The organism is Ensifer sp. Root423 (assembly GCF_001426275.1).
Taxonomy (GTDB): Bacteria; Pseudomonadota; Alphaproteobacteria; order Rhizobiales; family Rhizobiaceae; genus Ensifer; species Ensifer adhaerens.
In genome coordinates, this window is record NZ_LMEG01000023.1 from 166,898 (window position 1) to 192,015 (window position 25,118).

Consider the following 25,118-nt stretch of genomic DNA (forward strand, 5'->3'; position numbering starts at 1 on the left):
ATCTTGCCTATTGCGCGGCCAGCACCTCCATGCGCCCGGTCGCGGTGCGGGCCGAAAGCTGCGGCCGGTACATGTCCTCGACAGTTGCGGCCGGATGGTCATAGGTGCCCGGCGTTACCGCGCGCACGACATAGGCCAGCGTGACCTCGCGGCCGGCGCCGATGCTGCGGTCGAGTGCTGCGACGAAGCGGTCGTTGCGGAACTCCGTATGGGTCGCGGTGATTTCGCCGAGCCACTCGAAATTGCTGAGCTGGGCACTGTCGACGAGGCTCGGATTGTCGATCTGGAAACCGGCCGGCAGCAGGTCAGTGACCAGCACGCGCGACGGCCAGTCGTTGGCCTCCGTGACTTTCAGCACGACGACGTAGCGTTCGTTCTGCCGCGCTTCCATGACGTTCGCCTCGGCTCCGTCGAGCGTGTAGTAGGTGCGCTCGATGGTGAAGCCGTCGCCGCCGGCCGAAAGCGGCTGGGCGGGGGCGGCGACCGTGGTGACCACGGCCGAAACCGGATCGGCACCCTGGTTGCGGATCACCACCGGGTGGGTGATGAGCGCGTCGCCGGTCATCTGGGCGGCATAGCTGCCGGACTTCGATGCGCCGTTGACATCGAGCGCCATGTCCTCGTCGCCATTCTGGATGGCGCGGGCGGCAAGCAGCATCCAGGCCTGTTCCTGGGTGCTGGTATAGGTCTTCTGTTCCCATTCGCGGGCGACCATTTTCGATAGCTCTGGAACGATCGGCGGGACCGGTCGGCTTTCGGCCGCAAGCGCCAGCACCGCCGCGCCGTCACGCAGCGACGAGCCGTAGTCGGAGCGCGACAGGCTGACATTGACGAGGTCCGTCGACATGTTCGCCGCGTTGGCAAACGTGTCCTGCGCCCCTTGAGCATCGCCATACAGCGAAAGCGCTGCGGCGATATGAGCCTTGGCGAGCGGCGTCGGGAAATCGTTGATCAGCGTGTTTGCGTAATAACGCAGGTCGTTGATCGCCGCCTTGCGATTGCGGGCAAGCACGTAGAGCGCATAGGCGATCTCGTTGCCGCGATCCTTGGCGTTGGTGTCGTAGCTGACGCCGTTCTGCAGGTTTTCCAGCGCCTGAACCATTGCGGCCTCGGGCACGTCATATTTCTGCTCGCGGGCGCGGGTCAGGAAGTCGGTGACATAGGCATCGAGCCAGAGGTCGCCGTAGCCCGGCCCCCAAAGACCGAAGCTGCCCGACGAGGACTGGTTGGAGAGCACGCGGTAGATCGCCTCCTGCACCCGTTTCGTCACGCCCTCGTCATCGGCAAGGCCGGACTGCTTGGCGAGTTCGCTCAGGTAGAGCAGCGGCAGCGCGCGGCTGGTCGTTTGCTCCGTGCAGCCATAGGGATAGCGATCGAGGGTCATCAGCAGTGCCGGCATATCGAAGGCGGCAGAGCGGGTGACGCTGAGGTTGACGGAAGCGCCCTGCAGGATGCTGTCGGCAAGCAACTGCCCGTCGACCGTCAGGCTGCTTCCTGGCGCGATTGTAACCACTTGCCGCTGTGTCACCGGCAGGGTTGCCGGACGCACAAGCAGGTCGAGCGACTGCTCGAGCGAAAGGCCGTTGGCGCCGGTCAGCGCCACGGTGACGACGCCGTTGCCGGGATATTGCCCGACCACCGGCAAGGTGATGGAGGAGCGACCGCCCTGGTCCAGGGTGACCGTGCTGCCCGTCCCCGGTTGCTCGACGGTGGCCTGGCCACTGGTCGTCACATGGATCTGGTAATCGCCGGCCGGTGCGTCGGTATTGGCGATATCGAGCCTCAGGTCCGACCGGTCTCCGGGCGCCAGGAACCGCGGCAGGCTGGCGGTAACGACGACGGGGTCGCGGATCACCACGTCGCGCGTGGCGTGGCCGACACCGGATTTCGTCCAGGCAACGGCCATCAGTCGCGCCGTTCCGTTGAACTGCGGGATGTCGAAGCTGACGGTTGCCTTGCCGTCGCCGTCGAGCTGTACCGGTCCTTCGAAGAAGGCGACCAGCTTTTCCGTGGGCGGGCTGCCCTGAAGCGCGACCTGGCCGCCATCGCCGCCGGTGCGCAGTTTTCCGTTCGCGCCGAGCGAGCCGTCGATCAGGCGACCGTAAAGGTCGCGGATTTCAAGGCCGAGCTGTCTCTGGCCGAAATACCAGGCTTCCGGGTTCGGCGGCTCGTAGCGGGTGAGATTGAGAATGCCGACATCGACGGCGGCGATCGTCACATAGGCTTCCTCATTGGCACCGGCACCGGCGACCTGGAGGCTGATGTCGAGCGGCTGGCGCGGCTCCATCTTTTCGGGCGCGTTAAGCGTGACGGCGAGCTTGCGCTCGGCCGGATCGACGGTGAGCCATTTGATGCCGATGGCGCGCATCGGCATGCGGCTTTCCTGGGCATCGCCCGGCCGGTAGAGCGTGGCGGTGACATAGGCGCCGGCGCCCCAGGCGTCGGTGACCGGCAATTCGACTTCGCCGCCTTCAGCCGCAATCGATGCCGTCTCGGTCGTGATCAGGTTCTCTGTGCCGACGGTGACCAGCAGTTCGCCGGCAAAACGCGGCGAGACCTTCAGCTTGGCCGTGTCGCCGACCGCATACTTCTCCTTGTCGAGCGCGATCTCAAGGCCGTCAGGCGTTTCCGTCGAGGTGGCCGCGACATACCAGCCGGCGTCGAATTCGACGCTCGAAGTCGGGCCATCGACCGCGGCCGTCTCGACTTCCAGGCGATAGCGGCCCCAGCCGACGGGCACGGAGATATCGCCGCCGTCTTCCGTCAGGTCGACGCTGCCGTTGGCCACCTGTTTGGTGGTAACGACGGGCTCGTATTTCCAGGCGCTGCCGTCGCGATACCAGTGATAGTTCCGTTCGACGCTGATCAGCTTCCAGAGGAGCCCCTGCATGGCGATCTTGCTGCCGGCCGGATCGACGGCGATGACGCGGAACTTGCCGACGGAGTTTTCGGCGAGCTCACCCTCGAATTCCGGCTTGATGCCGAGCATCGGGCCCTCGGCGCGCACCGGCAGTTTTAGCGAGCGCTCGACGGCGCGGCCGCCGGCTTCACGCATGCGAACGGTCACGGTGGCATTTAGCAGCTGCGTGGTCGAGGGCACTTCGTCGATGAGGACGTCGAAGCTGGATTTGCCTTCTTCGTCGAGCGACGAAAGCTCTTCGAGCGGCAGGCGCGTGTCTTCGCTCGCCTCTTCGTCGGCAAGACCGAAGGAATAGCCCTTGAAGGCGGCGTTTTCGCGCGTCGGCTTGATCGTCACTTCGCCTTCAAGTTCGAGGCCGGCAGCCGGTGCGCCATAGAGATAGCGCCCGTCGACTGCCACGCTTGCCGTCTCACCGACGGCGATTTCCTTGGCGTCGCTGGTGAGATCGAATTCGGTGCGATCCGGCACGAAGTCATCGATCAGGAACTGCTTCTCGCCGATCGCAGGCGACTTCGGGTCAGTGAAGATCTGCATCGTCCAGGTGCCGCGCATGGCGTTTGCCTGGGTGTCGAGGTCGAGCGTATGGCCGCCGAGCTTGCCGCCGGCACTGGTCATGCGGCGATATTCGACACCATCCGGGCGGAGGAAGACGAAGGTCAGCGGCAGGTTCTCGATCGCCATGCCGTCAACGTCACGGGCAAGCGCTGCCGCATGCACGGTTTCGCCGGCACGATAGATGCCGCGCTCGGTCCAGGCGAGAATGTCGATGGCGCCAGGAGCCGCGCGCCCGGTGACGCCACGATCCGAAAGGTCGAAGCCGGCGCGGCTCATGTCGAGGAAGACATAGTCGTCCTCGCCCTTCTTGGCGGTGATGACGGCGGGCGTGAGCCCGGCCGTGCCACGGATCAGTCCAGCAGTGAAGGTCACGCGGCCGTCATCATCGCTCACCGCCGTGCCGAGGATCTCGTTGTTTTTGGCGACGAGCTGCAGTTCGACGCCTTCGATCGGCTCGGCAGTCGCAAGCGAGCGCACGAAGACGTTCAGCCCGTCTGTGCCGGCATAGGTGGAGATACCGATATCGGAAACGACGAACCATTGCGTCGCGCGCGCATCCCATTCCTGGCTGATACCGGTGGTCGGTGCGGCGGTCAGGACGTAGACGCCGGGCTTGCGTTGAGGCAGTGCCTCGTCGACCGGGAAGCTTGTGACGACCTCTTTGTTGACGTCGCGCTCGATGTCGATCGAGCCCTGCCAGACGAGTTCGCCGATCTCATCCTCGATGCGCTGGGCGCTGTAGCCGTCGAGCTGGGTCAGGAACTGCGAGCTCTGCAGCACCTGGGCGATGCTGCGGTCGCCGACGCGGTAGAGTTTCAGCTTGGCGCTGTCGGTGTTGACGGAAACGAGCGGGATGCCGCGGCGCGCGGTCGACGGCAGCACGAAGCTGTCGCCGGTGAAGCGCACCATTTGGGCGCGGTCCGCGACATAGATATCGAGGGTGACGGGCGCTTCGAGCATTTCGTCGACGGTGGACGGCAGGCCGGCGCGAAGGGTCAGCTTGTAGCGCTCGCCATGCGATAGGCCTTCGATGCAGATCTGGTCGCCCTTCGCCTCAAGCGCCTTTGGCGCAGCACCATTGACGGTGACGAAGGAGGCATAGTCGGCGCCGCTCTTCAAAAGCTGCTCGGAGAACTGCACGCAGGCGCGCGGCGTCGCAGCGTCGGAATCGATCGTATGTTCGACGACGCGGAAGCCCTTGCGCTGCTTAAGGTCGAGATAGGCTGCCTCGACCGATTTTGCCTTCACCAGTTCCAGGCTCGCCTTGTAGGCGTTCAGTGCGGCGCGGAAATTCTCGGCGCCTTCCAGCGATTTGGCCATGACGGCAAGCGCATGCGCCCGGCTCTCGGTGGTGCGGGTCAGCTCGTAGCCGTTGATCGCGGCGATCGCCGCCTGGATCGATACGCTTGAATTGTTGGTGATGCGGTTCGCGGTTCGCGCCGCCTCCAGCCAGAGTTCGGCGTCATCAGGATTGATCGCCAACGCGCCCTGGAAGGCCTTCAGCGCATTTTCGATATTGCCCATGCCGGCCTGGCCGCGTGCCATGTCGATGAGCGTATTGACGCCCATGCCCTGCTGATCGTCGGCAAGGGTAAGATTGGCCTTGGTGTTGCGGGCGTCCTGCAGCAACTGATCCGACAGGAATTTCAGGCGCGGCGGCGCCCCGATGTCGGCTTGTGTGACCTGCGGCTGCACGACCTTGCCGGCGATGGCGCCGGGGAAGGTGTTGAGCTGGTTATAGTCGGACTTGAGGAAGCACCACTTCACCTTGGGATTGTAGGTGAAGGCGCGGCAGGCCTGGTCCGCGATGCATGTCTGCTGGCATTCGTCGAGCGAGACGTTCTGTTCGGTCCTGAGGTCGAAACCGAAATAATCGCCGTCCTGAGTGATCTCGATCTGCCGTCCACTCTCCTGGGCAACGGCGGGGATGCCGGCGGTCAAAAGCGATAGGAAGAGGGTGGAAAGGCCGAAAAACGCGCGCACAGACATCAAGTCCTCCCAACGCTGCCGGTCTCGATAGAGGCTTCACTTTTCAGGCTTCCGCCCCGCTTGTCAACCGGAGAGCAGTCGACGTGCGGCGCAATTTCAGCGGGAGCACTGCTGTGAAGGATCGAGCATCGATCCGGAATGAAACACGATAAAACGATATGTAAATCAAACTATTATGACGGTCAGCCAAAGCCGCGGGAGAAACCGCGCCGCTAGCCTCTTTGTTCTCTCAGGAAGACGGTCAGCGAGCGACCGGCATCGAGGATATGATCGCGCGTCAAGGCGCTGGCCCGCTCGGCGTCGCGCGCCACACAGGCGTCGAGGATGGCCTTGTGTTCGCGGCGCGCACGCGCGACGCCCGAGGTTAGCGTCAGCTGCGCCCGCAGGTAACGGTCGATGCGATCGAGAGAGGCGCGAACGATCTGCAGGTAATAGGGGCGACGTGCTGCCTCGTAGAGGCTGTAGTGGAAGTTGCGGTTGATTTCGCCCCAGCGGTCGGAATTTTCCTCCTGCTCGAATTCCTCGCAATGCTGGCGTGCAAGGTCCAGAGTACGGCGGTCGAGACTGGGTACGGCAAGCCGAATGACCTCAGCCTCGATCAGTGCGCGAAACTCGAAAATCTCCTCGATTTCCTCAATCGAGAGGCCGGCGACAACGGCGCCCTTATAGCGCTCGGTGGTAATCAGCCCATGCTGCTCCAGCCGCGAAAGCGCCTCGCGCACCGGAATGCGGCTGGTGTTGAACATCTGGGCGATGTGGTCCTGGCGCAGGTTCTCGCCTTCGGCAAGGTCGCCTTCGATGATCGCCTTGCGCAAGGCCTCATAGACGATATCGGCCGCTGAGGCGGCTTGCCTGACATCGACGGCGTCGAGTTTCATCCTGTTCAAACCCCGCTGGCCAAGCCTCTCGGCACGGCGAATTCGGAAGCGTTTTCGCGCTGTTGGTCAACGGTCATAGGTCCAATCCGGGCGCCGGGCAACAGAGCTTTGGAAAGTAGGCGCGACGATCTCGTCGCCGGAGCCGGAAATCGTCTGACGGAGGAAAGGTCTCTGATGAAGCGGAGCGGCAGAGCGTGATATGGTCGAGCCTGCGAAGCCAGCCTTGTCCTGGAAACCTCTCGTGGTGTTACCAATGCCGCTCGTTTACAGGCCCGCTCAAGCCGACGAATTGGCTGCGACCGATGCACTGGTCGTCTCAAGCATCAACGATCTTACCATTCGGCACGGCTTCGGCCCGATGGCGGCGACAAGCCCTCCCAATTTTCAGCTTTTTTGCCTTAGGAACGATCCGGACGGCCTCTGGGTGGCCGAAGAGGGCGGGGGCATCGTCGGATGCGCCTGGAGTTGGACTTGCGGGGATCTCTGGTTTCTCGCCCAGTTGTTCGTCGATCCCGCTCAACAGGGCCGGGGCATCGGAAATTCGCTGCTGGAACGAACTCTGGAACATGCGCGCAAGTCAGGCGCAGCCCACAAGGCGCTGATCACCTTCACCTTCAATCGGGTGTCGCAGGGGCTCTACATGCGACACGGCTCTTTCCGCGCACGCCGATCTATTTTTTTCGATGCCAGGCGGGAGGCAGTGCGGATGTTGCCGGAGGCGGTCCTGCGCGCCGTGCCGATCGAACCCGATGCAGCGACCATGGAGACGCTGGCGACGGTCGATCGCTGCGCCATCGGCGTATCGCGGGACAAGCACCATCGCTACCTGCTTGGCGATCTGGCAACCCGAGGGTTTCTGTTTTACGCCGGCAGCGATCCTGCCGGATACGGCTATATCGGCGCCAACGGGCACATCGGCCCACTCGCCGTCCTGTGGCCCTACAATGTTCAAGATGCCTTCGCGGCCGCGTTGCGATTGGCCGCCGCGGGCACGTCTGAGAGGATTTCGGCCTTCTTGCCCGGGGCATGCGACGGCGCTTTGAGCCTTGCGGTCAATCAGGGGATGCGGATCACGTTTCCAATGCTGCTGATGGCGTCTCCCGGTTATGGCGACTGGACGCGCTATCTGCCCCGCAATCCGGGGTTCATGTGAGCTCTTGAGGTGTGCTCGAGGCGCTTCCATGTCGCTGATCGAACTCAAAGCGCAACTATTTCGACGTCGCTGCCGACAAGCCGGTCGGCGGACTGTCACGGCGTACGTTTGCAGGCCTCTCTGGCCGGATTTGGATTATGAGTATTTTCAGATTGTATATTGGATCCAATTTTTCTAAGAGTCGTTTCGTCGACGGGCGACGCCATCGCGTCACCCAGTGAAATGGGGGAGCGGCCGCAAGTGAAGGGCGCGCCCGGGTGGCGTCCGTCCACCGTCACGGAAGGAGAAAGCGCATGCGCAGCAACAAGGTCGTTCATATCGTTTCCTGCCACGCGGAAGGGGAAGTCGGCGACGTCATCGTCGGCGGTGTCGCGCCGCCGCCTGGAAACACGCTCTGGGAACAGCGCCGCTTCATCGCCGAAGACCAGGCGCTGCGCAATTTCGTGCTCAACGAGCCGCGCGGTGGCGTCTTCCGCCACATCAATCTGCTTGTGCCGCCGAAGGACCCGCGCGCGACCATGGGCTTCATCATCATGGAGCCCGAAGATACGCCGCCGATGTCCGGCTCGAATTCGATCTGCGTCTCCACCGTTCTGCTCGACAGCGGCATCGTACCGATGCAGGAGCCGGAAACGCGCATGGTGCTGGAAGCGCCCGGTGGACTGGTCAACGTCGTTGCCGAGTGCCGCAACGGCAAGGCCGAGCGCATCACCGTCACCAACGTGCCGTCCTTTGCCGACAAGCTCGACGCCAAGCTTGAAGTCGAGGGTCTGGGCACGTTGACGGTCGATACCGCCTATGGCGGCGACAGCTTCGTCATCACCGACGCTCGCGCTCTTGGTTTCTCGGTGACGCCAGACGAGGCGCGCGAGCTTGCCGAAACCGGCATCAAAATCACCCGCGCGGCCAACGAACAGCTCGGCTTCACCCATCCGGAAAATCCGGAATGGGATCATATCTCCTTCTGCCAGCTGACGATGCCGGTCGAAGAAAAGGACGGCATCCTGCATGGCCGCAACACCGTGGTCATCCAGCCGGCCAAGCTCGACCGCTCGCCGACCGGCACCGGCTGCTCGGCGCGCATGGCGGTGCTGCACGCGCGTGGGCTGATGAAGGTCGGCCAGCGCTTCAGCGGCCACTCGATCATCGATTCGACCTTCAATTGCCGCATCGTCGGCGAAACGACGGTCGGCGGACGCCCGGCGATCGTGCCTGAGATCTCCGGACGCGCCTGGATCACCGGCACGCACCAGGTGATGCTCGACCCGGCCGATCCGTGGCCGGCCGGCTATCGCCTTGCCGACACCTGGCCGCGCAAGCAGTAAGGTCTGCCTTTGCGGGCCGCCTCGTTGCGGCCCGTACCTTTCGGCCCAGGCCTTTGGATTGTTCTGCCGGTTCAGTCTTCCTTGATGATCCGGGTGGTGCCGACCCAGAGTTCGCGGGCCGGTCCCGCGCCGACATTGCGGGCGCGGTGCGGCAGCGAGGCGGGGAAGTGCAGCGTGTCGCCGGCCTTCAGCAGATAGTCCTTGCCATCGATCTGGTAGAGCATCTCGCCCTCGATCAGGTAAAGGAAGTCCTCGCCCTCGTGGCTGGTCAGTTCCGACGCATAGCCCGGCGGCATATGGGTGATGCAGCCGTTGAGCGCCGCGCCCGGAAAGCCGCGTTCGATCAGTTCGTAGACGCGCTCCTTGGTCTCGACATTGTAGCCGGGGCGTTCCCCTGCGTGCGAGACCATCGAATGCGAATGCTGCGGCGGCTGCGACAGGAAGGTGTCGACGCTGGTGCCGAGCGCATTGGCGACGTTGTACAGCGAGATTAGCGACGGGGTAGAAATGCCGCGCTCGATCTGGCTGATGAAGCCTTCCGTAAGCCCGGCCTCGCGCGCCACGTCCTTCATTGTCTTGCCGATTTCCTTGCGGCGGGCTCTGAGCATTTGCCCGAGCGAGGCGGGTGTCGAGGCTTCGGGGAGGGAGGCGCCTTCATGGGCTCCGGGCGCCTCTTCGATCTTCAGGGGCATGACTTTCTTTCCGCTTGACTCACGTCTATCGATGTACTTTAGTCCAGCTAAAGTTGGTTCGGCAAGCCGATCAGATCGTATGCCAGCCTTCTTGAAAAGGGGAACTACAAGAACGTCTTCGCGGCAATCCGTCGGCGGCAAAAAACACTAAGAAAAATTGGATCCAATATCCAATAAACGTGTTCAGCGCGCGATCGATGTCGGCTGCGGTCAAAAGGAGGAGTGAGATGAAACCTATATTGCCTATTCTGCTCGGCACGACGCTGGGTCTGCTTGCGGCCACCTCGGCGTTTGCGATCGAACGCGGTGGCGCGATGACATTCGCCCGCTACGACGACTCGACCGTCATCGATCCCGTTTACGCCGACCGCAATCCCGATCTCTGGATGGTGAACGGTCTCTACGAAACGCTGCTCCGCAACGGTCCTGATGGTTCGATCGTGCCGGGTCTCGCCGAGGCTCACGAGGTTTCGGCAGATGGCAAGACTATCACCCTGACGCTTCGAAGCGGCCTCAAGTTTTCCGACGGCTCCGACCTTACCGGCGCCGATGTCGTCTTCTCGCTGGATCGGGCACGCAATGCCGAACTCGGCCCCTGGGCGGGGCTGCTCGGCGCCGTCGACGCGGTCACGGCCGATGGCAACAAGATCACTGTGTCGCTGAAAAATCCCGACCCGACGATCATCTCGATCCTTGCAACTTTCAACACCGGCATCATGCCAAAGGCGGCCTTCGAAAAGGCGGCCGGCGCGACCGACCAGGAAAAGGCGCGCGCCTTCTTCTCGGCCGGTCCGGTGACATCGGGGCCCTTCGTCATGAAGAGCCATGTGCAGGGCTCGAGCATGAGCTTCGAGCGCAACCCGAACTACTGGCGCCAGGGCGAAGACGGCAAGCCGCTGCCCTATCTCGACCGGGTGGAATTCCTCGTCATTCCGGATGACGCGACCCGCATCCTCAAGCTTCAGGCCGGCGAAGTCGACGCCGCCGAGTTCATTCCGTTTGCCCGCGTCGGCGAGCTCGGCGCCGATCCGAACCTGAAGATGGAGCTCTTCCCCTCGACCCGCATCGTCTACGCGCCGATCAACACGCGCGAAGCGAAGAAGGACGGCGCGAAGAACCCGCTTGCCGACGTCAAGGTGCGCCAGGCGCTGAACTATGCGACCGACAAGAGCGTGCTGATCAAGCTCGTGACCTTCGATACCGGCAAGCCGATGACCTCGCTGATGTCGGCTGCGACGCAGCTCCACTATGGCCCCGAGCCGCTCTACCCCTACGATCCGGAAAAGGCCAAACAGCTGCTGTCCGAAGCTGGCCTCAGCGGTGGTTTCGAGGTGAATCTGACGACGCTTGCCGGCAGCGCCGACGATGCAACATTGTTTACCGCACTTCAGCAGATGTGGGCGCCACTCGGCGTCAACCTCAAGGTCGAGCAGGTCGACAACCCGACCCGCGGCGAGAAGAACCGGTCCGGCGATTTCGACATCCATACCTATGGCTGGGCGAACGACGTCAACGACCCGGCGCAGGTGACCGGCTGGCTCGGCTACTACAAGCAGCGTCAGGCCGTCGGCACCGGCTGGAACAACCAGGAATTCAACACGCTGTTCGAGGCCTCCAACGTCGAGACCGATCCGGCCAAGCGCAAGGACGAATACAAGCGCATGCAGGAGATCTACGCGGCCGAGGCACCGTTGCTCTTCCTGTTCGAAACGCCGTTTGCCGTCGCCGTCTCGAAATCGATCGAAGGCTACGTCCAGACGCCGCTCGGCGCCAATGACTTCTCTGAAGCCTGGCGCGCCGACTGATAGCGGAACGATCTGCGAAAGCCGGGCGGCAAGCCGCCCGGTTCTCCGTTGAAGGTTGGAATCATGCCCTCACTTTCCTATCTCGTTGCACGGCTGCTGCAGATCATCCCGACGTTCCTGTTGGTGATGATCTTCATCTTCCTGCTCGTGCGCCTTTTGCCGGGAGATCCGGCCATCGCCATGGCCGAGGCCAAGGCGACCGATGCGCAGCTTGAACAGATCCGGCACAATCTCGGTCTCGATGAGCCGTTGCCGGTGCAGTTCCTCGTCTTCGTCAAGAACACGCTGACCGGCGATCTCGGCCGCTCGATCATGTTGAAGGCGCCGGTGACCGAGGTCATTCTCAGCCGGTTGCCGACGACGATCTTCCTGGCGCTCTATGCGGTCGTGCTTGCTGTGTTCCTCGCCGGGCCGCTCGCCTTCCTCGCGGCAGCGCGCGTCAACAGCCCTGTCGATGTTGCCATCCGCAGCGTCTTTCAGGTCGGTCTTTCCATGCCCGTCTTTTACATCGGGCTCCTGCTGCTCACCGTGCTTGCGGCGCAGTTGCGCTGGTTTCCGGTCGGCGGCTACGGCAAGACCTTTTTCGCCAATCTCTATCACCTGATCCTGCCCGCACTCAGCGTCGCGCTCTATACGTCGGCGATCATCCTGCGCAATCTGCGCGCCTCGCTGATCGAGGTGCTCGACGCCGACTATGTGCAGTTCGCGCGGGCCAAGGGCCTGTCGCCGCGCATCATCATGACCCGGCACGTGTTGCGCAATGCGCTCGTTTCGACGGTCACTCTGCTGGGTTTGTCAATCGGCAACCTGATGAGCGGCACGCTGGTGACCGAGACGGTTTTTGCCATTCCTGGTGTCGGCCGGCTGATGCTGGAGGCGATCTTTGCCCGCGACTATCCGCTGATCCAGGGCCTGACGCTCACCTTCGCCGTGCTCGTCTCCGTCGTCTTCCTCTTGACGGATGTCGTGCAATCCTGGCTCGACCCGAGGCTTCGCCAATCATGACGGTCCTGACCGAAACCCATTCGCGGACGCGGGGACGGCTGGCGGCCTTTCTGGCACGCGCCTTCGCCCGTCCTTCTTTCGTGATCGGCATTGTCATTCTCGGCCTGTCGCTGGCGCTTGCGGTGTTCCCTCAGCTCTTTGCTCCTTATGACCCGCTTGCCTTCGACCTCCAGGCGATCCAGCAGGGGCCGAGCCTTGCGCATCCCTTCGGCACCGACAACTTCGGCCGCGATGTGCTCTCGCGCGTCATCTGGGCCTATCGCGTCGACATGCAGATGGCCTTCTTCGCGACGATCTTCGCACTTTTGATCGGCCTCACCGTTGGCGCCTTCGTCGGTTACTACGGCGGCATTGCCGACGTGATCTTCGGCCGTTGCGTCGACGCGATCATCACCTTTCCCTTTCTGGTGCTGGTGATCGCGATCGTCGCGGTGCTGGGCCCTGGCCTCGTCAACATGTATGTGGCGATCACCGCGGTGAACTGGGTCTATTACGCCCGGCTGACGCGCGCCGAAATCATGGCGCAGAAGGCCAACGACTATGCCGCGGCCGGCCGGGTTCTCGGCTACTCCGATCGCCGCATCATCTTCCGCCATCTGCTGCCGAACGCGATCTCGCCAATCCTCGTCTACTGGATGACCGATATGGCGCTCGCGATCCTGCTCGGCTCGTCGCTCGGCTATCTCGGCCTCGGCGCACAGCCGCCGGCTGCCGAATGGGGCGTCTTGATCGCCGAGGGCCGCAACTTCCTGATGACGGCCTGGTGGATGAGCCTGATGCCGGGCATCGCCATCGTCCTGACCGGGCTCGGCTTCAGCCTCGTCGGCGACGCGCTGGCCGATCTGCTTCGGCCGAAGGGGCGCTGAGATGAAAAGCACAGAAAAACCGGTCGTGCTCGACGTCAGGCACCTTCGAACCGAGTTCGGCCCGCAAGATCGCCCACTGGTCGCGGTGGACGACGTCTCGTTCCAGGTGGGGCAGGGCGAGATCCTTGGGCTGGTCGGCGAATCCGGCTCGGGCAAGAGCATCACGCTGCGCTCGATCCTCGGCATCATCCGGCCGCGCGGCCGGGTCGCCGGCGAAATCCTCTGGAACGGCCGCGACCTCGTTCCGCTCGACGAGGCGCGTCTCCGGCGCATCCGCGGCCGCGAGATCGCGATGATCTTCCAGGAGCCGATGTCGTCGCTCAATCCACTGCTGACGGTCGGCCTGCAGATCCAGGAAAACCTCGTGGCGCATACGAACCTCGACGCCAAAGCGCGGAAGGCACGCGCGATCGAACTGCTCGATCTCGTCGGCATCCCCGGCGCCCGCAATCGTCTCGACGATTTCCCGCACGAGTTCTCCGGCGGCATGCGCCAGCGGGTGATGATCGCGATTGCGCTTGCCTCCAATCCGAAGCTGCTGTTGGCCGACGAGCCGACGACAGCGCTCGATGTCACCATCCAGGACCAGATCCTCAGGCTCATCCAGTCGCTGAGCCGCGATCTCGGCATGGCGGTGATCCTCGTCACCCATGACATGGGTGTCGTCGCCGAGACCTGCGATCGCGTGGCCGTCATGTATGGTGGCAGGCTTTGCGAAGTCGGTACGACGACGGATGTGATCGCCGATGCGCGCCATCCCTATTCCTTGGGGTTGTTGCGCTCGATCCCGCGCGACGTTGCGCCGCGAACGCCGCTCTATTCGATCCCCGGCGCGCCGCCGGCGTTGAACGCGCTTCCAGGCGGCTGCGCCTTCAGCGCCCGCTGTCCGGTCGCAGGACGCGAATGTCCTGACATTCGGCCAGCGCTCGAAGAGATCGGTTCGTCGCGGCTCGTTGCCTGCCATCATCTTGAAGATGCCCAAGCGCATTTCGGACCGCGGGAGGCGGCGCAATGATCATGCCCACTTCAGCAAGCACAACGCCTTTGCTTTCGCTGCGTGCGCTGTCGATCCAGTTCGAGAAACGGCGCTCGCTGTCCGACACGCTCGCCCGCCGTCCGCAGCAGGTCGTCTCGGCGGTCAACGGCATCGATCTCGATGTGATGCCCGGCGAGACGCTCGGGATCGTCGGCGAATCCGGCTGCGGCAAGTCCACGCTTGCGCGCCTGATCGCCGGCCTGCACCGGCCGACATCAGGCGATATCCTGTTCGAGGGCGAGAGCGTCGTCGGCCTCAAGGGGGCACGGAGGCGCGCCTATAACCGGCGCGTCCAGATGATGTTTCAGGACCCCTATACCTCGCTCAACCCGCGCATGACCGTGCGCGATACTTTGCGAGAGGCGATCACGGTGCATCGCATGCGCGATGGAGCGGCGATCGATCGTCGCGTCGACGAGCTGCTGGATCTGGTGCGGCTGCCCGAAGGGGCCGCGGATAAGTTCCCGCACGAGTTCTCCGGCGGCCAGCGCCAGCGCATCGGCATTGCGCGGGCGCTGTCGCTGGAACCGACCTGCCTGGTCGCCGACGAACTCGTTTCCGCGCTCGACGTTTCGGTGCAGGCGCAGGTCGTCAATCTCCTGATCGAGCTTCAGGACGAGCTGGGCCTGACGGTGCTGTTCGTTGCCCACGACCTTCGCCTCGTACGCCATGTCTCGCACCGCGTCGCCGTCATCTATCTCGGCGCCATCGTCGAAATCGGCCCGTCGGAGGCGCTGTTTTCGAAGCCGATGCATCCCTATTCCAAGGGACTGCTTGCTGCCGCGCCGTCGCTTGACCCGGGCGCCAGGCGTCGCACGCCGGCACTGTCGGGTGAGCTGCCGAGTCCGCTCGCCATCCCGCCCGGCTGCCCCTTCCACGTGCGCTGCCCGCACGCGACCGAACGCTGCCGCCGCGAAAAGCCGGCGTTGCGCCCGGTCGGATCAGGCATGACCGCCTGCCATTTCGCCGAGACGATCGGCGGCGCCTCAAACTCCACTCGATAGGAAAGACATCATGGATACGAGAGCAAGGCCGGATATCTCCGGCCGCATCGGCGCGCTGCGGCGCAAACTTGCGGAAGCGGGGCTCGACGGCTACGTCGTGCCGCGCTTCGACGAACATCAGGGCGAATACTGCGCGCCACACGACCATCGACTGGCCTTTGTCACCGGCTTCACTGGCTCGGCCGGCGTGGCGATCGTCATGCGCGACCGCGCCGCGATCTTCGTCGATGGTCGCTATCAGGTGCAGGTGCGCGACGAAGTGGAGCTCGGCACCTTCGCGATTGAGCATTTCTATGATGCACCGCTCAAGGATTGGCTGAAGAACAATCTGCGCAACGGCGAACGCGTCGGCTTCAATGCAATGCTGCTGCCGTCCACATGGGATGCGGATTGCAGCCGCTCGGTCGAGCTGGCGGGTGGTGTCTGGACGCCCGTCGACGGGGATCTTGTCGACGCGATCTGGACCGACCAGCCGGAAAAACCGCTCGGCAAGATTACCGCCTTCCCGGTCGCCAATGCCGGCGAAAGTGTTGGAGAGAAGAGGCGCCGCATCGCCGCCATGCTGGCGAAGCAGGGGGCCGATCTTTTGATCGAGGCGCAGCCGGACAATATCGCGTGGTTCCTCAATGTCCGCGGCCGCGACGTCGCCTTCAACCCGATGCCGCAGTCCTTCCTGATCTTCGACCGCGCCGGGCAAACGGAATGGCTGGTCGATCATCGCAAGCTTCCGAACGACCTCTCGGACTTCGAGCTTGACGATGTTGCCATTGCCGAGCCTGGCAAGCTGCTCGACCGCGTCAGGGCGATGGCGGCCGGACGCACGGCGCTGATTGATCCCGGATTTGCCCCGTCGGCCACGGCCCATGCCACACGTGCCGCAGGTGGCACCGTGCAGCTCGCGAAGAGCCCGATCACGCTCGCCAAGATGCACAAGAACGCGACCGAGCTCTCGGGCTTCCGCGATTGTCACCGTCTGGACGGCGCCGCCTGGGTTCGCTTCTTTGCCTGGCTCGAGCGGAACGCCGCCGAACGGGAGGCGAGCGGCAAACCGGTGACCGAACTGGAAGCGGAAGAGCGTATCCTCGCCTATCGCCAGATGGCCGAAAGTTTCGTCGAGCCGAGCTTCCGCTCGATTTCGGCAGCCGGCGGTCATGCCGCCATGTGTCACTATGCAGCCACCGAGGCGAGCAACGGGCTGATCCGCAAGGACGGTGTCTATCTGCTCGATTCTGGCGGGCAGTATCTGACCGGCACCACCGATGCCACGCGCACGACGGCGATCGGTCCGGTCAGCGACGAGATCCGGCGGGCCTACACGGCCGTCCTTAAGGGGTTGATCTCTATGGCATCGCTGAAATTCCCCAGGGGAAGCTTCGGCCACCAGCTCGACGCCTTTGCCCGCCGCCCGCTCTGGGATCTTGGTCTCGACTATGACCACGGCACCGGCCATGGGGTCGGTCACTTTCTCTCGGTCCACGAACAGCCGCAGCGCTTCGATCGCCGCGTCAACGAGATCGAGTTGAAGCCGGGCATGGTGACGACGATCGAGCCGGGCTACTACAAGGCCGGCGCCTACGGCATCCGCATCGAAAACCAGGTGGAGGTGGTCGACGACGGCGACGGTTTCCTGAGCTTCCGCAGCCTGACGCTGGTGCCGATCGATCTGCGGCTGGCCGATTTCGGCTTGCTGACGGCGGCTGAGCGGACCTGGATCGATGCCTATCACCGTCGCGTCGCGCAGGAACTGGACGGCTTGCTTGAACCGGAGACGGTGGGCTGGCTTTCCGACCGGACGGCTCCGATCAGCGCGCGATAGCGCCTCGTCCGCTTCTTCTCGCGGATTGATATGACGACAGTGGAGCGGCGGGCCGGTTGGTCCGCCGTTGTCATTTCTTGGCGATGGGCTCCCCGGCCGCGATCAGGTCGCTTTCAATCAATGTGACTCCTCTTGCTTGGGGGAGATGGTTTGTGATATTTTTCACAAAACCTGTTCACGCCATGAACGGCTGCAGAACTCGTCGGACACGGAAGAAATCATGGTCAGCCGCAAGACAGCCCGCATCATCCAGCTCGCCGATGCCCTTTCAGGACGGAGAGTCCTGCACTTGCGCGACGCCGCGGCCCTGCTCGGCGTCTCTGAAATGACGATCCGTCGTGACGTTGCCGACAATCCCGGACAGTTTGCTTTTCTCGGCGGACATATCGTGCCGGCGTCGGAGATCGAAGGCGATACGCCCTACGAGCTGGCACGCGAGGCCGACAGCCACGCTGCCGCCAAGCGCGAGGCCTGTGTCCACGCGGCGCGCCATATCCGCCCGGACGAGACGATCTTCATCGATTGCGGCACCACACTCGAATATCTCGTCGACCTCGTTCCCGAGAATTATTCAATAACAGCAGTATGTTATTCCCTGAACGTGGCGGAGAAGCTGACCCATAAGCCGAATGTCCGGATCGTCATGCTTGGTGGCGTCTATCACCCTTCGTCTGCGTCTTTTTCCGGCAACTCCGGTCTGGAGACTCTCGATTCGCTCGGCATCAACGTCGCCTTCCTGTCGGCCGCCGGCATCGATCCGGCGCGTGGTGCGACCTGCGTGCATTTCCACGAGGTGTCGGTGAAGCAGAAGGTCATCTCGCTGGCGCGCGAGAGCCATCTGGTCGTCGACCTCAGCAAGATTGGCAAGCTGAAGCCGGCTTTTTTCGCGCCAATCGGCGTTTTTCGCTCTATCATCACCGAAGAGGGCGAAACGCAGCTGCCGGGCCTGTGAAGGCGGCATCCGCAAAAATATTACGAAATCGTCAAAACGGCGGTGTCTCGCTTGACACTCTCTGTTCTTGATGGAATAGTCACAAAAAATCGATAGAAAAATAACAAAAATGAGTTCTCGGCGGCTGTGCTCGAGTGCGGCTGGTCGTGACAGGGAGTTCAAGGAGCCATCGCTTGGAAGACCTTGCTGTGAAAACTGGCGCGCCGAAGGCCGCGCATTCGCCGGCGGCGGGCCATAACTGGCCGCGCAACAACGGCATCGATCTCGATCTTGGCTGGGTGCTGGACCAGCGCGTCAACCTGTCGGCCGCCGAGCGTCGCGTTGCGACGCTGCCCGGTCGCCGCACGGTGAAGAAGGACGCGCAGGCCGCCTGGCTGTTGAAAGCCGTTACCTGCATCGATCTGACGACCCTCAATGGCGACGACACGACGGAGCGCGTCAAGCGGCTCTGCGCCAAGGCGCGCCAACCGGTGCGCCAGGATCTGCTCGACGCGCTCGGCATGGGCGGTCGCGGCATCACGACGGGCGCTGTCTGCGTCTATCATCGCTTCGTCTCGACCGCCGTCGAGGCGCTCGAAGGGTCCGGTATCCCCGTTGCTGCCGTCTCCACCGGATTTCCGGCCGGCCTCATCCCGCATGATGTGAAGCTGCGGGAAATCGAGGCATCTGTCGCCGATGGCGCCAAGGAAATCGACATCGTCATCACCCGCGAGCATGTGCTGACCGGCAACTGGCAGGCGCTCTACGACGAGATGCGCGATTTCCGAGCCGCCTGCGGTGACGCTCATGTGAAGGCTATTCTTGCGACCGGCGACCTGAAGACGCTGCGCAACGTCGCGCGTGCCTCGCTCGTCTGCATGATGGCTGGCGCCGATTTCATCAAGACCTCGACTGGCAAGGAAGGCGTCAACGCCACGCTGCTGGTGACGCTCATCATGCTGCGCATGATTAGGGCCTATCAGGAGCAGACCGGCCTCAAGGTCGGCTACAAGCCGGCGGGCGGCATTTCTGCGGCAAAGGACATCTTGAACTACCAGTTCCTGATGAAGGACGAGCTCGGGCGCGAATGGCTCGAGCCGGATCTCTTCCGCATCGGCGCATCGAGCCTGCTTGCCGATATCGAGCGCCAGCTCGAACACCACATTACCGGCGCCTATTCGGCCCTCAACCGTCACCCGATTGGATGATCCCGATGACTGTCGCAAGGTATTTTGACGAAATGTCCTATGGTCCAGCACCGGAAGCCGACACGGAAGCCCGCCAGTGGCTGGCGCGCCACAAGGGCGAATTCGGCCACTTCATCAACGGCGCCTTCGTCGCCTCCGCGTCCGGCAAGACCTTCGAGACGAACGAGCCGGCAACCGGCAAGCTGCTCGCAAAGATCGCGCTCGGCGGTGCCAAGGATGTTGACGATGCCGTCGCCGCTGCCCGCAAGGCGCAAGCCGCCTGGGCGAAGCTGCCGGGCCATGCCCGCGCCCGCCATCTCTATGCGCTCGCCCGCGTGATCCAGCGCCATGCGCGCCTGATCGCCGTGGTCGAGGCGATCGACAACGGCAAGCCGATCCGCGAAACCCGCGACATCGACGTGCCGCTGGCCGCCCGCCACTTCTATCACCATGCCGGCTGGGCGCAGCTGCAGGAAACCGAATTTGCCGATCAGGTTCCGGTCGGCGCCGTCGGCCAGATCATTCCCTGGAACTTCCCGTTCCTGATGCTCGCCTGGAAGGTCGCGCCCGCTCTGGCGCTCGGTAACACGGTGATCCTGAAACCGGCGGAATTCACGCCGCTGACGGCGCTGCTCTTTGCCGAACTGGCCGCTGCAGCAGGTCTTCCGGCCGGCGTGCTCAACGTCGTTACCGGCGAAGGTGAAACCGGCGCGCTTATTGTCGAGCATGCGGACATCGACAAGATCGCTTTTACCGGCTCGACCGAAGTCGGCCGCCTCATCCGTGAGCGCACCGCCGGCACCGGCAAGTCGCTGACGCTCGAACTCGGCGGCAAGTCACCCTTCATCGTCTTTGACGACGCTGATATCGACGGCGCCGTCGAAGGCGTGGTTGACGCCATCTGGTTCAACCAGGGCCAGGTCTGCTGCGCCGGCTCGCGCATCCTCGTGCAGGAAGGCGTGGCACCGCTGTTCTACGAGCGCCTGAAGCGCCGCATGCAGACGCTGCGCGTCGGCCATCCGCTCGACAAGGCGATCGACATGGCGGCAATCGTCGCGCCGGTGCAGTTGCAGCGGATCGAAGACCTGGTCGCCAAGGGCGTCGCCGAAGGAGCAGCGCTGCATCAGCCGAAGATCGAACTGCCGAAGGGCGGCAGCTTCTATCCGCCGACCCTGCTCACCGGCGTGCAGCCGACCTCGATCGTTGCGACGGAAGAGATCTTCGGGCCCGTCGCCGTCTCCATGACCTTCCGCACCCCGGAAGAGGCGATCCAGCTTGCCAACCATACGCGCTACGGCCTTGCCGCCAGCGTCTGGAGCGAGACCATCGGCCTGGCATTGCATGTCGCGGCCAAGCTCGCCGCCGGTGTGGTTTGGGTCAATGCGACTAACCTCTTCGATGCGTCTGCCGGTTTCGGCGGCAAGCGCGAATCCGGCTTCGGCCGCGAGGGTGGTCGCGAGGGCTGCTACGAATATCTGAAGCCGAAAGCTTGGGCCGGCCGCAAGCCGCGTCCCGCCGCCGTCGAACCGGCATTGAAGCCCGTAGCTGGCGATTTCGCCATGCCTGACGTCGACCGTACCGCCAAGCTTTTCATCGGCGGCAAGCAGGCACGGCCGGATGGCAACTATAACCGCAACGTGCTCTCGCCCAAGGGCAAGGTGCTTGGCGAGGTCGGCGAGGGCAACCGCAAGGACATCCGCAACGCAGTCGTCGCAGCGCAAGCCGCATCCGGCTGGTCGTCGGCAACGACGCACAACCGCGCGCAGATCCTCTACTACATCGCCGAAAACCTGAGTGGCCGTGCGGGCGAATTCGCCGATCGGATCGCCGACATGACCGGCGCGTCTGCCGCCAACGCCAAGGCGGAAGTCGAAGCCTCGATCGCACGCCTCTTCACCTATGGCGCCTGGGCCGACAAGTACGAAGGCGCGATCCACCAGCCGCCGCTTCGCGGCGTAGCACTTGCGATCCCCGAGGCGATCGGTGTCGTCGGCGTCGTTTGCCCGCCGGAAGCGCCGCTGCTTGGCATGATCAGTCTGGTCGCGCCGCTGATCGCCACCGGCAACCGTGTCGTCGTGGTGCCGAGCGAACAGCATCCGCTGGCGGCCACCGATTTCTATACGGTGCTCGAAACATCAGACGTCCCGGCCGGTGTCGTCAACATCGTCACCGGTTCGACGATCGAACTGGCAAAGACGCTCGCAAGCCACAACGACGTGGATGCGCTCTGGGCTTTCGGCTCGGCGGAACTTTCGACCCTCGTGGAGAGGCTCTCGGTCGGCAACCTGAAGCGCACCTTTGTCGACTACGGAAAGGCGACGAACTGGCTCGATCGCGAGGCGGCAGAAGGCCCGGCCTATCTGCGCCGCGCGACGGACGTCAAGAACATCTGGATCCCCTACGGCGAGTAGGAGAGCCACCACGCGCGGGGCGGGGGGAGCCGGCCCGCGCTGTGGGACAAGTGAACAGTAGGGAGACGCGTTCGCCTGCAAGGGGGAATGCATTGCGCGCCACGGAAACCGGAGCGCGCCAGGAGGAGGACTGTATGCTGAAGAATATCGATCCGGCGCTGAACGCCGATGTGCTGCACGCGCTCAGGTCCATGGGACACGGCGACACGCTGGTCATTTCCGACACCAACTTCCCGTCCGACGCCATTGCCCGCAAGACCACGCTGGGCACGCTGTTGCGCATCGACAACGTCTCGGCCGCGCGTGCCGTCGAAGCGGTGCTTTCCGTGCTGCCGCTCGATACGCCGCTGCAGCCTTCGGCCGGGCGCATGGAGGTGATGGGTGCGCCCGACGAAGTGCTGCCCGTGCAGCAGGAAGTGCAGGCGGTAATCGATCGCGCTGAGGGTAAATCGGCGCCGATGTACGGCATCGAGCGCTTCAAGTTCTACGAGGAAGCCAAGAAGGCCTATTGCGTCATCACCACGGGCGAGACGCGCTTCTATGGCTGCTTCCTGTTCACCAAGGGCGTCATTCCGCCCAAGACCTGACGGACCGCGCGGTCGCCGCGCGGCACGAGACGACAGATGAAATCGCGAGAGATTGCCTGGGCACGCCGCTTTGCTTGCGGTGCGGTCGCAGGGGGAGGCTTGAATGAAGACTGGTGTTTCGATCCTTGGCATCTTCGTGGCCGACACGGCCTATCTGGCGCGGCGCATGCCGGTTGTCGGTGAAACGATTACCGGCAGCGGCTTTTCCGTCGGGCCGGGTGGCAAGGGCTCGAACCAGGCGGTCGCCTGTGCTCGGGCGGGAAGTCCCGTTTCCTTCATCTCCAAGCTCGGCCGCGACACCTTTGGCGAGATGGCGCTGCGCACCTATGCCGAGGCCGGCGTGACGCCGAAGATCGTTGAGATGGACGATCTGCCGACGGGGGCTGCCTTCATCTATGTCAACGACCAGAACGGCGAAAACGCCATCATCGTTTATCCGGGAGCCGCCGGCTCGATCGGGATCGACGATGTCGAGGCCGCGCGCGAGACGATCGAAGGTTCGCGCATCTTCGTCACCCAATTGGAGCAGCCGGTGGCCGCCGCTCGGCGGGCGCTCGAAATTGCCCATGCGGCCGGCGTCATCACCGTCTTCAACCCGGCACCGGCCGAAGCCTTTCCGGATGCGATCTATCCGCTCTGCGATTATCTTGTGCCGAACGAGACGGAAGCCGCAGCCATCGTCGGTTTTGCGCTCGCCACGGAAGACGACGTTCGTCGTGCCGGTGACGCGATCCTGAAGAAGGGTGCGAAAACGGCGCTGATCACGCTCGGTGAACGCGGCGTGCTCTATCACAACCACGAGCAGTCGGTGCTGGTGCCGGCGATCGCCAGCGGGCCGGTAATCGACACGACCGGGGCGGGGGACGCTTTTGTCGGAGGCTTCTCCGCAGCGCTCGCCCGCGACCTTTCACCGGTTGACGCTGTACGCTTCGGCTGCGCCACCGCCGGCATCGCGGTCACCCGCCGCGGCACCGCGCCCGCCATGCCGACGCTGGCCGAGATCGAGGCGCTGCTTGCGCGCGGGGCGTCCGCATGACGCGCAACGACCCGATCAAGCACTTCTTCATCTGGCCGGCGCTGATCATCGTGCTGATGATCTCGATCTTCCCGCTCGTCTATTCGCTGACGACCAGCTTCATGAGCATGCGGCTGGTGCCGCCGACGCCGGCCCGCTTCGTCGGCTTCGGCAACTATCTCGATCTCCTGCAGAACCCGCGTTTCTGGCATGTGGCGGGTACGACGACGCTGATCGCCTTCATCTCCGTCGGGCTGCAATATGTGATCGGCCTTTCTGTGGCGTTGGCGTTGAATTCAAGAGTGCCGGGAGAGGGCATCTTCCGCGTCAGCTTCCTGCTGCCGATGCTGGTGGCGCCGGTCGCCGTCGCGCTGATCGCCCGCCAGGTGCTGAACCCGACGATGGGCCCGCTCAACGAACTGATGACGGCAATCGGGTTCCCCAACCTGCCGTTCCTCACCCAGACCAGTTGGGCACTCGGCTCGATCATCGCCGTCGAGGTCTGGCAATGGACGCCTTTCGTCATCCTCATGCTGCTTGCCGGGCTGCAGACCTTGCCCGACGACGTCTACGAGGCGGCCGCGCTCGAAAATGCCACGCCGTGGCAGCAGTTCCGCGACATCACCTTTCCTATGCTCCTGCCGATCTCGGTTGCCGTCGTCTTCATCCGGCTGATCGAGAGCTACAAGATCATCGACACGGTCTTCGTCATGACCGGCGGCGGGCCGGGGATATCGACCGAGACGCTGACGCTGTTTGCCTATCAAGAAGGCTTCAAGAAGTTCAATCTCGGCTACACCTCGGCGCTTTCCTTCCTGTTCCTGATTGTCATCACGGTGATCGGTCTCGTCTATCTCGCCATCCTCAAGCCCTATCTGGAGAAGCACAAATGAGCGTGCGCACTCTCAAAGGGAAACGGCGCTGGCTGGCGCTCGGCGGCTGCCTCGTCTGGCTCGCCATCACCTTCTTTCCGCTCTATTGGGTGCTGATCACCTCGTTCAAGACGCCGATCGCTGTCGTCGGCGGGCCGACCTATCTACCCTTCGTTGATTTCGAACCGAGCTTGACGGCCTGGAGCGAGCTGTTGTCGGGCCAGCGTGGCCAGTTCTTCAACACCTTCCTGGCCTCGACAATCATCGGCCTTTCGGCGTCGATCGCCGCGACCTTCATCGGCGCCATGGCAGCCTATGCGCTGGTGCGCTTCACCTTCCGCTTTCGCCTGCTCTCGGCACTGATCTTCGTGGTGATCGCCTTCGGCGGCTTCCTGCTCGGCCGCCATGTGCTTGGCTACGGCCAGGGCATCTCGCTGGTCTATGCCTTTGTCGCAGCGCTCGCGCTTGCGGTGATCTCGAGCCGCTTTCGCCTTCCGGGGCCGGAACTTGGCAACAACGACATCGTCTTCTGGTTCGTCAGCCAGCGCATGTTCCCGCCGATCGTCGCTGCCTTTGCGCTCTACCTGATGTACACCGAGATGGGCAAACTCGGCTTCAAGCTGGTCGACAGCTATATCGGCCTCACTTTCGCCTATATCGCTTTCTCGCTGCCGATCGTCATCTGGCTGATGCGCGACTTCTTCGAGGCGCTGCCGGTGGAGGTCGAGGAGGCGGCGATGGTCGACAACGTGCCGTCGTGGCGGATCTTCTTCGGCATTGTGCTGCCGATGTCGAAGCCGGGTCTGATCGCCACCTTCATGATCACGCTCGCCTTCGTCTGGAACGAGTTCCTGTTCGCGCTGTTCCTGACCAACTCCAAATGGCAGACGCTGCCCATTCTCGTTGCCGGCCAGAACAGCCAGCGCGGCGACGAATGGTGGGCGATTTCCGCTGCCGCCCTCGTTGCCATCATTCCGATGATGGTCATGGCCGGGCTTTTGAGCCGGCTCATGCGCTCCGGCCTGCTTCTTGGAGCGATCAAGTAACCAACCGCTTTGGCATGCATTCATT

General features: G+C 63.5%; 18 protein-coding genes. 15 read left to right on the forward strand and 3 right to left on the reverse strand.

Features of this window, described 5'->3' with window-relative positions:
• Positions 1–7 precede the first annotated feature (7 nt).
• Positions 8–5,464, reverse strand: a complete 5,457-nt coding sequence (locus ASD01_RS20235) for an alpha-2-macroglobulin family protein (RefSeq protein ID WP_458574504.1) — start codon at positions 5,462–5,464, stop codon at positions 8–10.
• A 212-nt stretch (positions 5,465–5,676) separates the two neighbouring features.
• A complete protein-coding gene (locus ASD01_RS20240; RefSeq protein ID WP_051659493.1) occupies positions 5,677–6,342 on the reverse strand; it encodes a GntR family transcriptional regulator in 666 nt (221 codons plus the stop codon).
• A gap of 253 nt (positions 6,343–6,595) precedes the next feature.
• On the opposite strand from ASD01_RS20240, the gene ASD01_RS20245 reads away from it, so the two are divergent.
• Both ASD01_RS20245 and ASD01_RS20250 read left to right on the forward strand, forming a co-directional pair.
• On the forward strand, positions 6,596–7,495 hold the full coding sequence (locus ASD01_RS20245; RefSeq protein ID WP_060530287.1) for a GNAT family N-acetyltransferase: 900 nt from the start codon (positions 6,596–6,598) through the stop codon (positions 7,493–7,495).
• Positions 7,496–7,788: 293 nt separating this feature from the next.
• Positions 7,789–8,820: a trans-3-hydroxy-L-proline dehydratase gene (locus tag ASD01_RS20250; RefSeq protein ID WP_034799409.1), complete on the forward strand. Its 1,032-nt coding sequence runs from the start codon at positions 7,789–7,791 to the stop codon at positions 8,818–8,820.
• A gap of 71 nt (positions 8,821–8,891) precedes the next feature.
• Here ASD01_RS20250 and ASD01_RS20255 read toward each other — a convergent pair whose 3' ends face one another.
• Positions 8,892–9,512 carry a helix-turn-helix domain-containing protein gene (locus ASD01_RS20255; RefSeq protein WP_082566307.1) on the reverse strand — a complete coding sequence of 207 codons (621 nt, stop codon included), beginning with the start codon at positions 9,510–9,512 and terminating at the stop codon, positions 8,892–8,894.
• A gap of 227 nt (positions 9,513–9,739) precedes the next feature.
• Between ASD01_RS20255 and ASD01_RS20260 the strand changes: the two genes are divergently transcribed.
• The 13 genes from ASD01_RS20260 (at position 9,740) to ASD01_RS20320 (ending at position 25,093) form a co-directional block, all read left to right on the forward strand.
• Positions 9,740–11,317: an ABC transporter substrate-binding protein gene (locus ASD01_RS20260; RefSeq protein ID WP_060530288.1), complete on the forward strand. Its 1,578-nt coding sequence runs from the start codon at positions 9,740–9,742 to the stop codon at positions 11,315–11,317.
• Between the two features lie 63 nt (positions 11,318–11,380).
• On the forward strand, positions 11,381–12,322 hold the full coding sequence (locus ASD01_RS20265) for an ABC transporter permease (RefSeq protein ID WP_060518297.1): 942 nt from the start codon (positions 11,381–11,383) through the stop codon (positions 12,320–12,322).
• On the forward strand, positions 12,319–13,188 hold the full coding sequence (locus ASD01_RS20270; protein ID WP_082584662.1) for an ABC transporter permease: 870 nt from the start codon (positions 12,319–12,321) through the stop codon (positions 13,186–13,188). The genes ASD01_RS20265 and ASD01_RS20270 overlap by 4 nt, the downstream gene beginning before the upstream one ends.
• 1 nt (position 13,189) lies before the next feature.
• Entirely contained in the window at positions 13,190–14,203 is a 1,014-nt protein-coding gene (locus tag ASD01_RS20275; RefSeq protein ID WP_060530290.1) for an ABC transporter ATP-binding protein, read from the forward strand.
• 2 nt (positions 14,204–14,205) lie between these two features.
• Positions 14,206–15,228, forward strand: a complete 1,023-nt coding sequence (locus ASD01_RS20280; RefSeq protein WP_063894882.1) for an ABC transporter ATP-binding protein — start codon at positions 14,206–14,208, stop codon at positions 15,226–15,228.
• A 10-nt stretch (positions 15,229–15,238) separates the two neighbouring features.
• Positions 15,239–17,044 (forward strand): aminopeptidase P family protein, encoded by a 1,806-nt coding sequence (locus tag ASD01_RS20285; protein WP_082584663.1) that lies wholly within the window; start codon positions 15,239–15,241, stop codon positions 17,042–17,044.
• A 220-nt stretch (positions 17,045–17,264) separates the two neighbouring features.
• Positions 17,265–17,996, forward strand: coding sequence for a DeoR family transcriptional regulator (locus ASD01_RS20290; protein WP_060644418.1), 732 nt, complete (start codon positions 17,265–17,267; stop codon positions 17,994–17,996).
• A 173-nt stretch (positions 17,997–18,169) separates the two neighbouring features.
• Positions 18,170–19,183 carry a deoxyribose-phosphate aldolase gene (gene deoC / locus ASD01_RS20295; protein ID WP_034799432.1) on the forward strand — a complete coding sequence of 338 codons (1,014 nt, stop codon included), beginning with the start codon at positions 18,170–18,172 and terminating at the stop codon, positions 19,181–19,183.
• Positions 19,184–19,188: 5 nt separating this feature from the next.
• Positions 19,189–21,573 carry an aldehyde dehydrogenase family protein gene (locus tag ASD01_RS20300; RefSeq protein ID WP_060644419.1) on the forward strand — a complete coding sequence of 795 codons (2,385 nt, stop codon included), beginning with the start codon at positions 19,189–19,191 and terminating at the stop codon, positions 21,571–21,573.
• Between the two features lie 134 nt (positions 21,574–21,707).
• Positions 21,708–22,160 carry an RbsD/FucU family protein gene (locus ASD01_RS20305; RefSeq protein ID WP_060518285.1) on the forward strand — a complete coding sequence of 151 codons (453 nt, stop codon included), beginning with the start codon at positions 21,708–21,710 and terminating at the stop codon, positions 22,158–22,160.
• 103 nt (positions 22,161–22,263) lie between these two features.
• Entirely contained in the window at positions 22,264–23,196 is a 933-nt protein-coding gene (rbsK, locus tag ASD01_RS20310; RefSeq protein ID WP_060586191.1) for a ribokinase, read from the forward strand.
• Positions 23,193–24,068 carry a carbohydrate ABC transporter permease gene (locus tag ASD01_RS20315; RefSeq protein WP_034799444.1) on the forward strand — a complete coding sequence of 292 codons (876 nt, stop codon included), beginning with the start codon at positions 23,193–23,195 and terminating at the stop codon, positions 24,066–24,068. The genes rbsK and ASD01_RS20315 overlap by 4 nt, the downstream gene beginning before the upstream one ends.
• Positions 24,065–25,093 carry a carbohydrate ABC transporter permease gene (locus tag ASD01_RS20320; RefSeq protein WP_034799447.1) on the forward strand — a complete coding sequence of 343 codons (1,029 nt, stop codon included), beginning with the start codon at positions 24,065–24,067 and terminating at the stop codon, positions 25,091–25,093. Before ASD01_RS20315 ends, ASD01_RS20320 begins: the two co-directional genes overlap by 4 nt.
• Positions 25,094–25,118 lie beyond the last annotated feature (25 nt).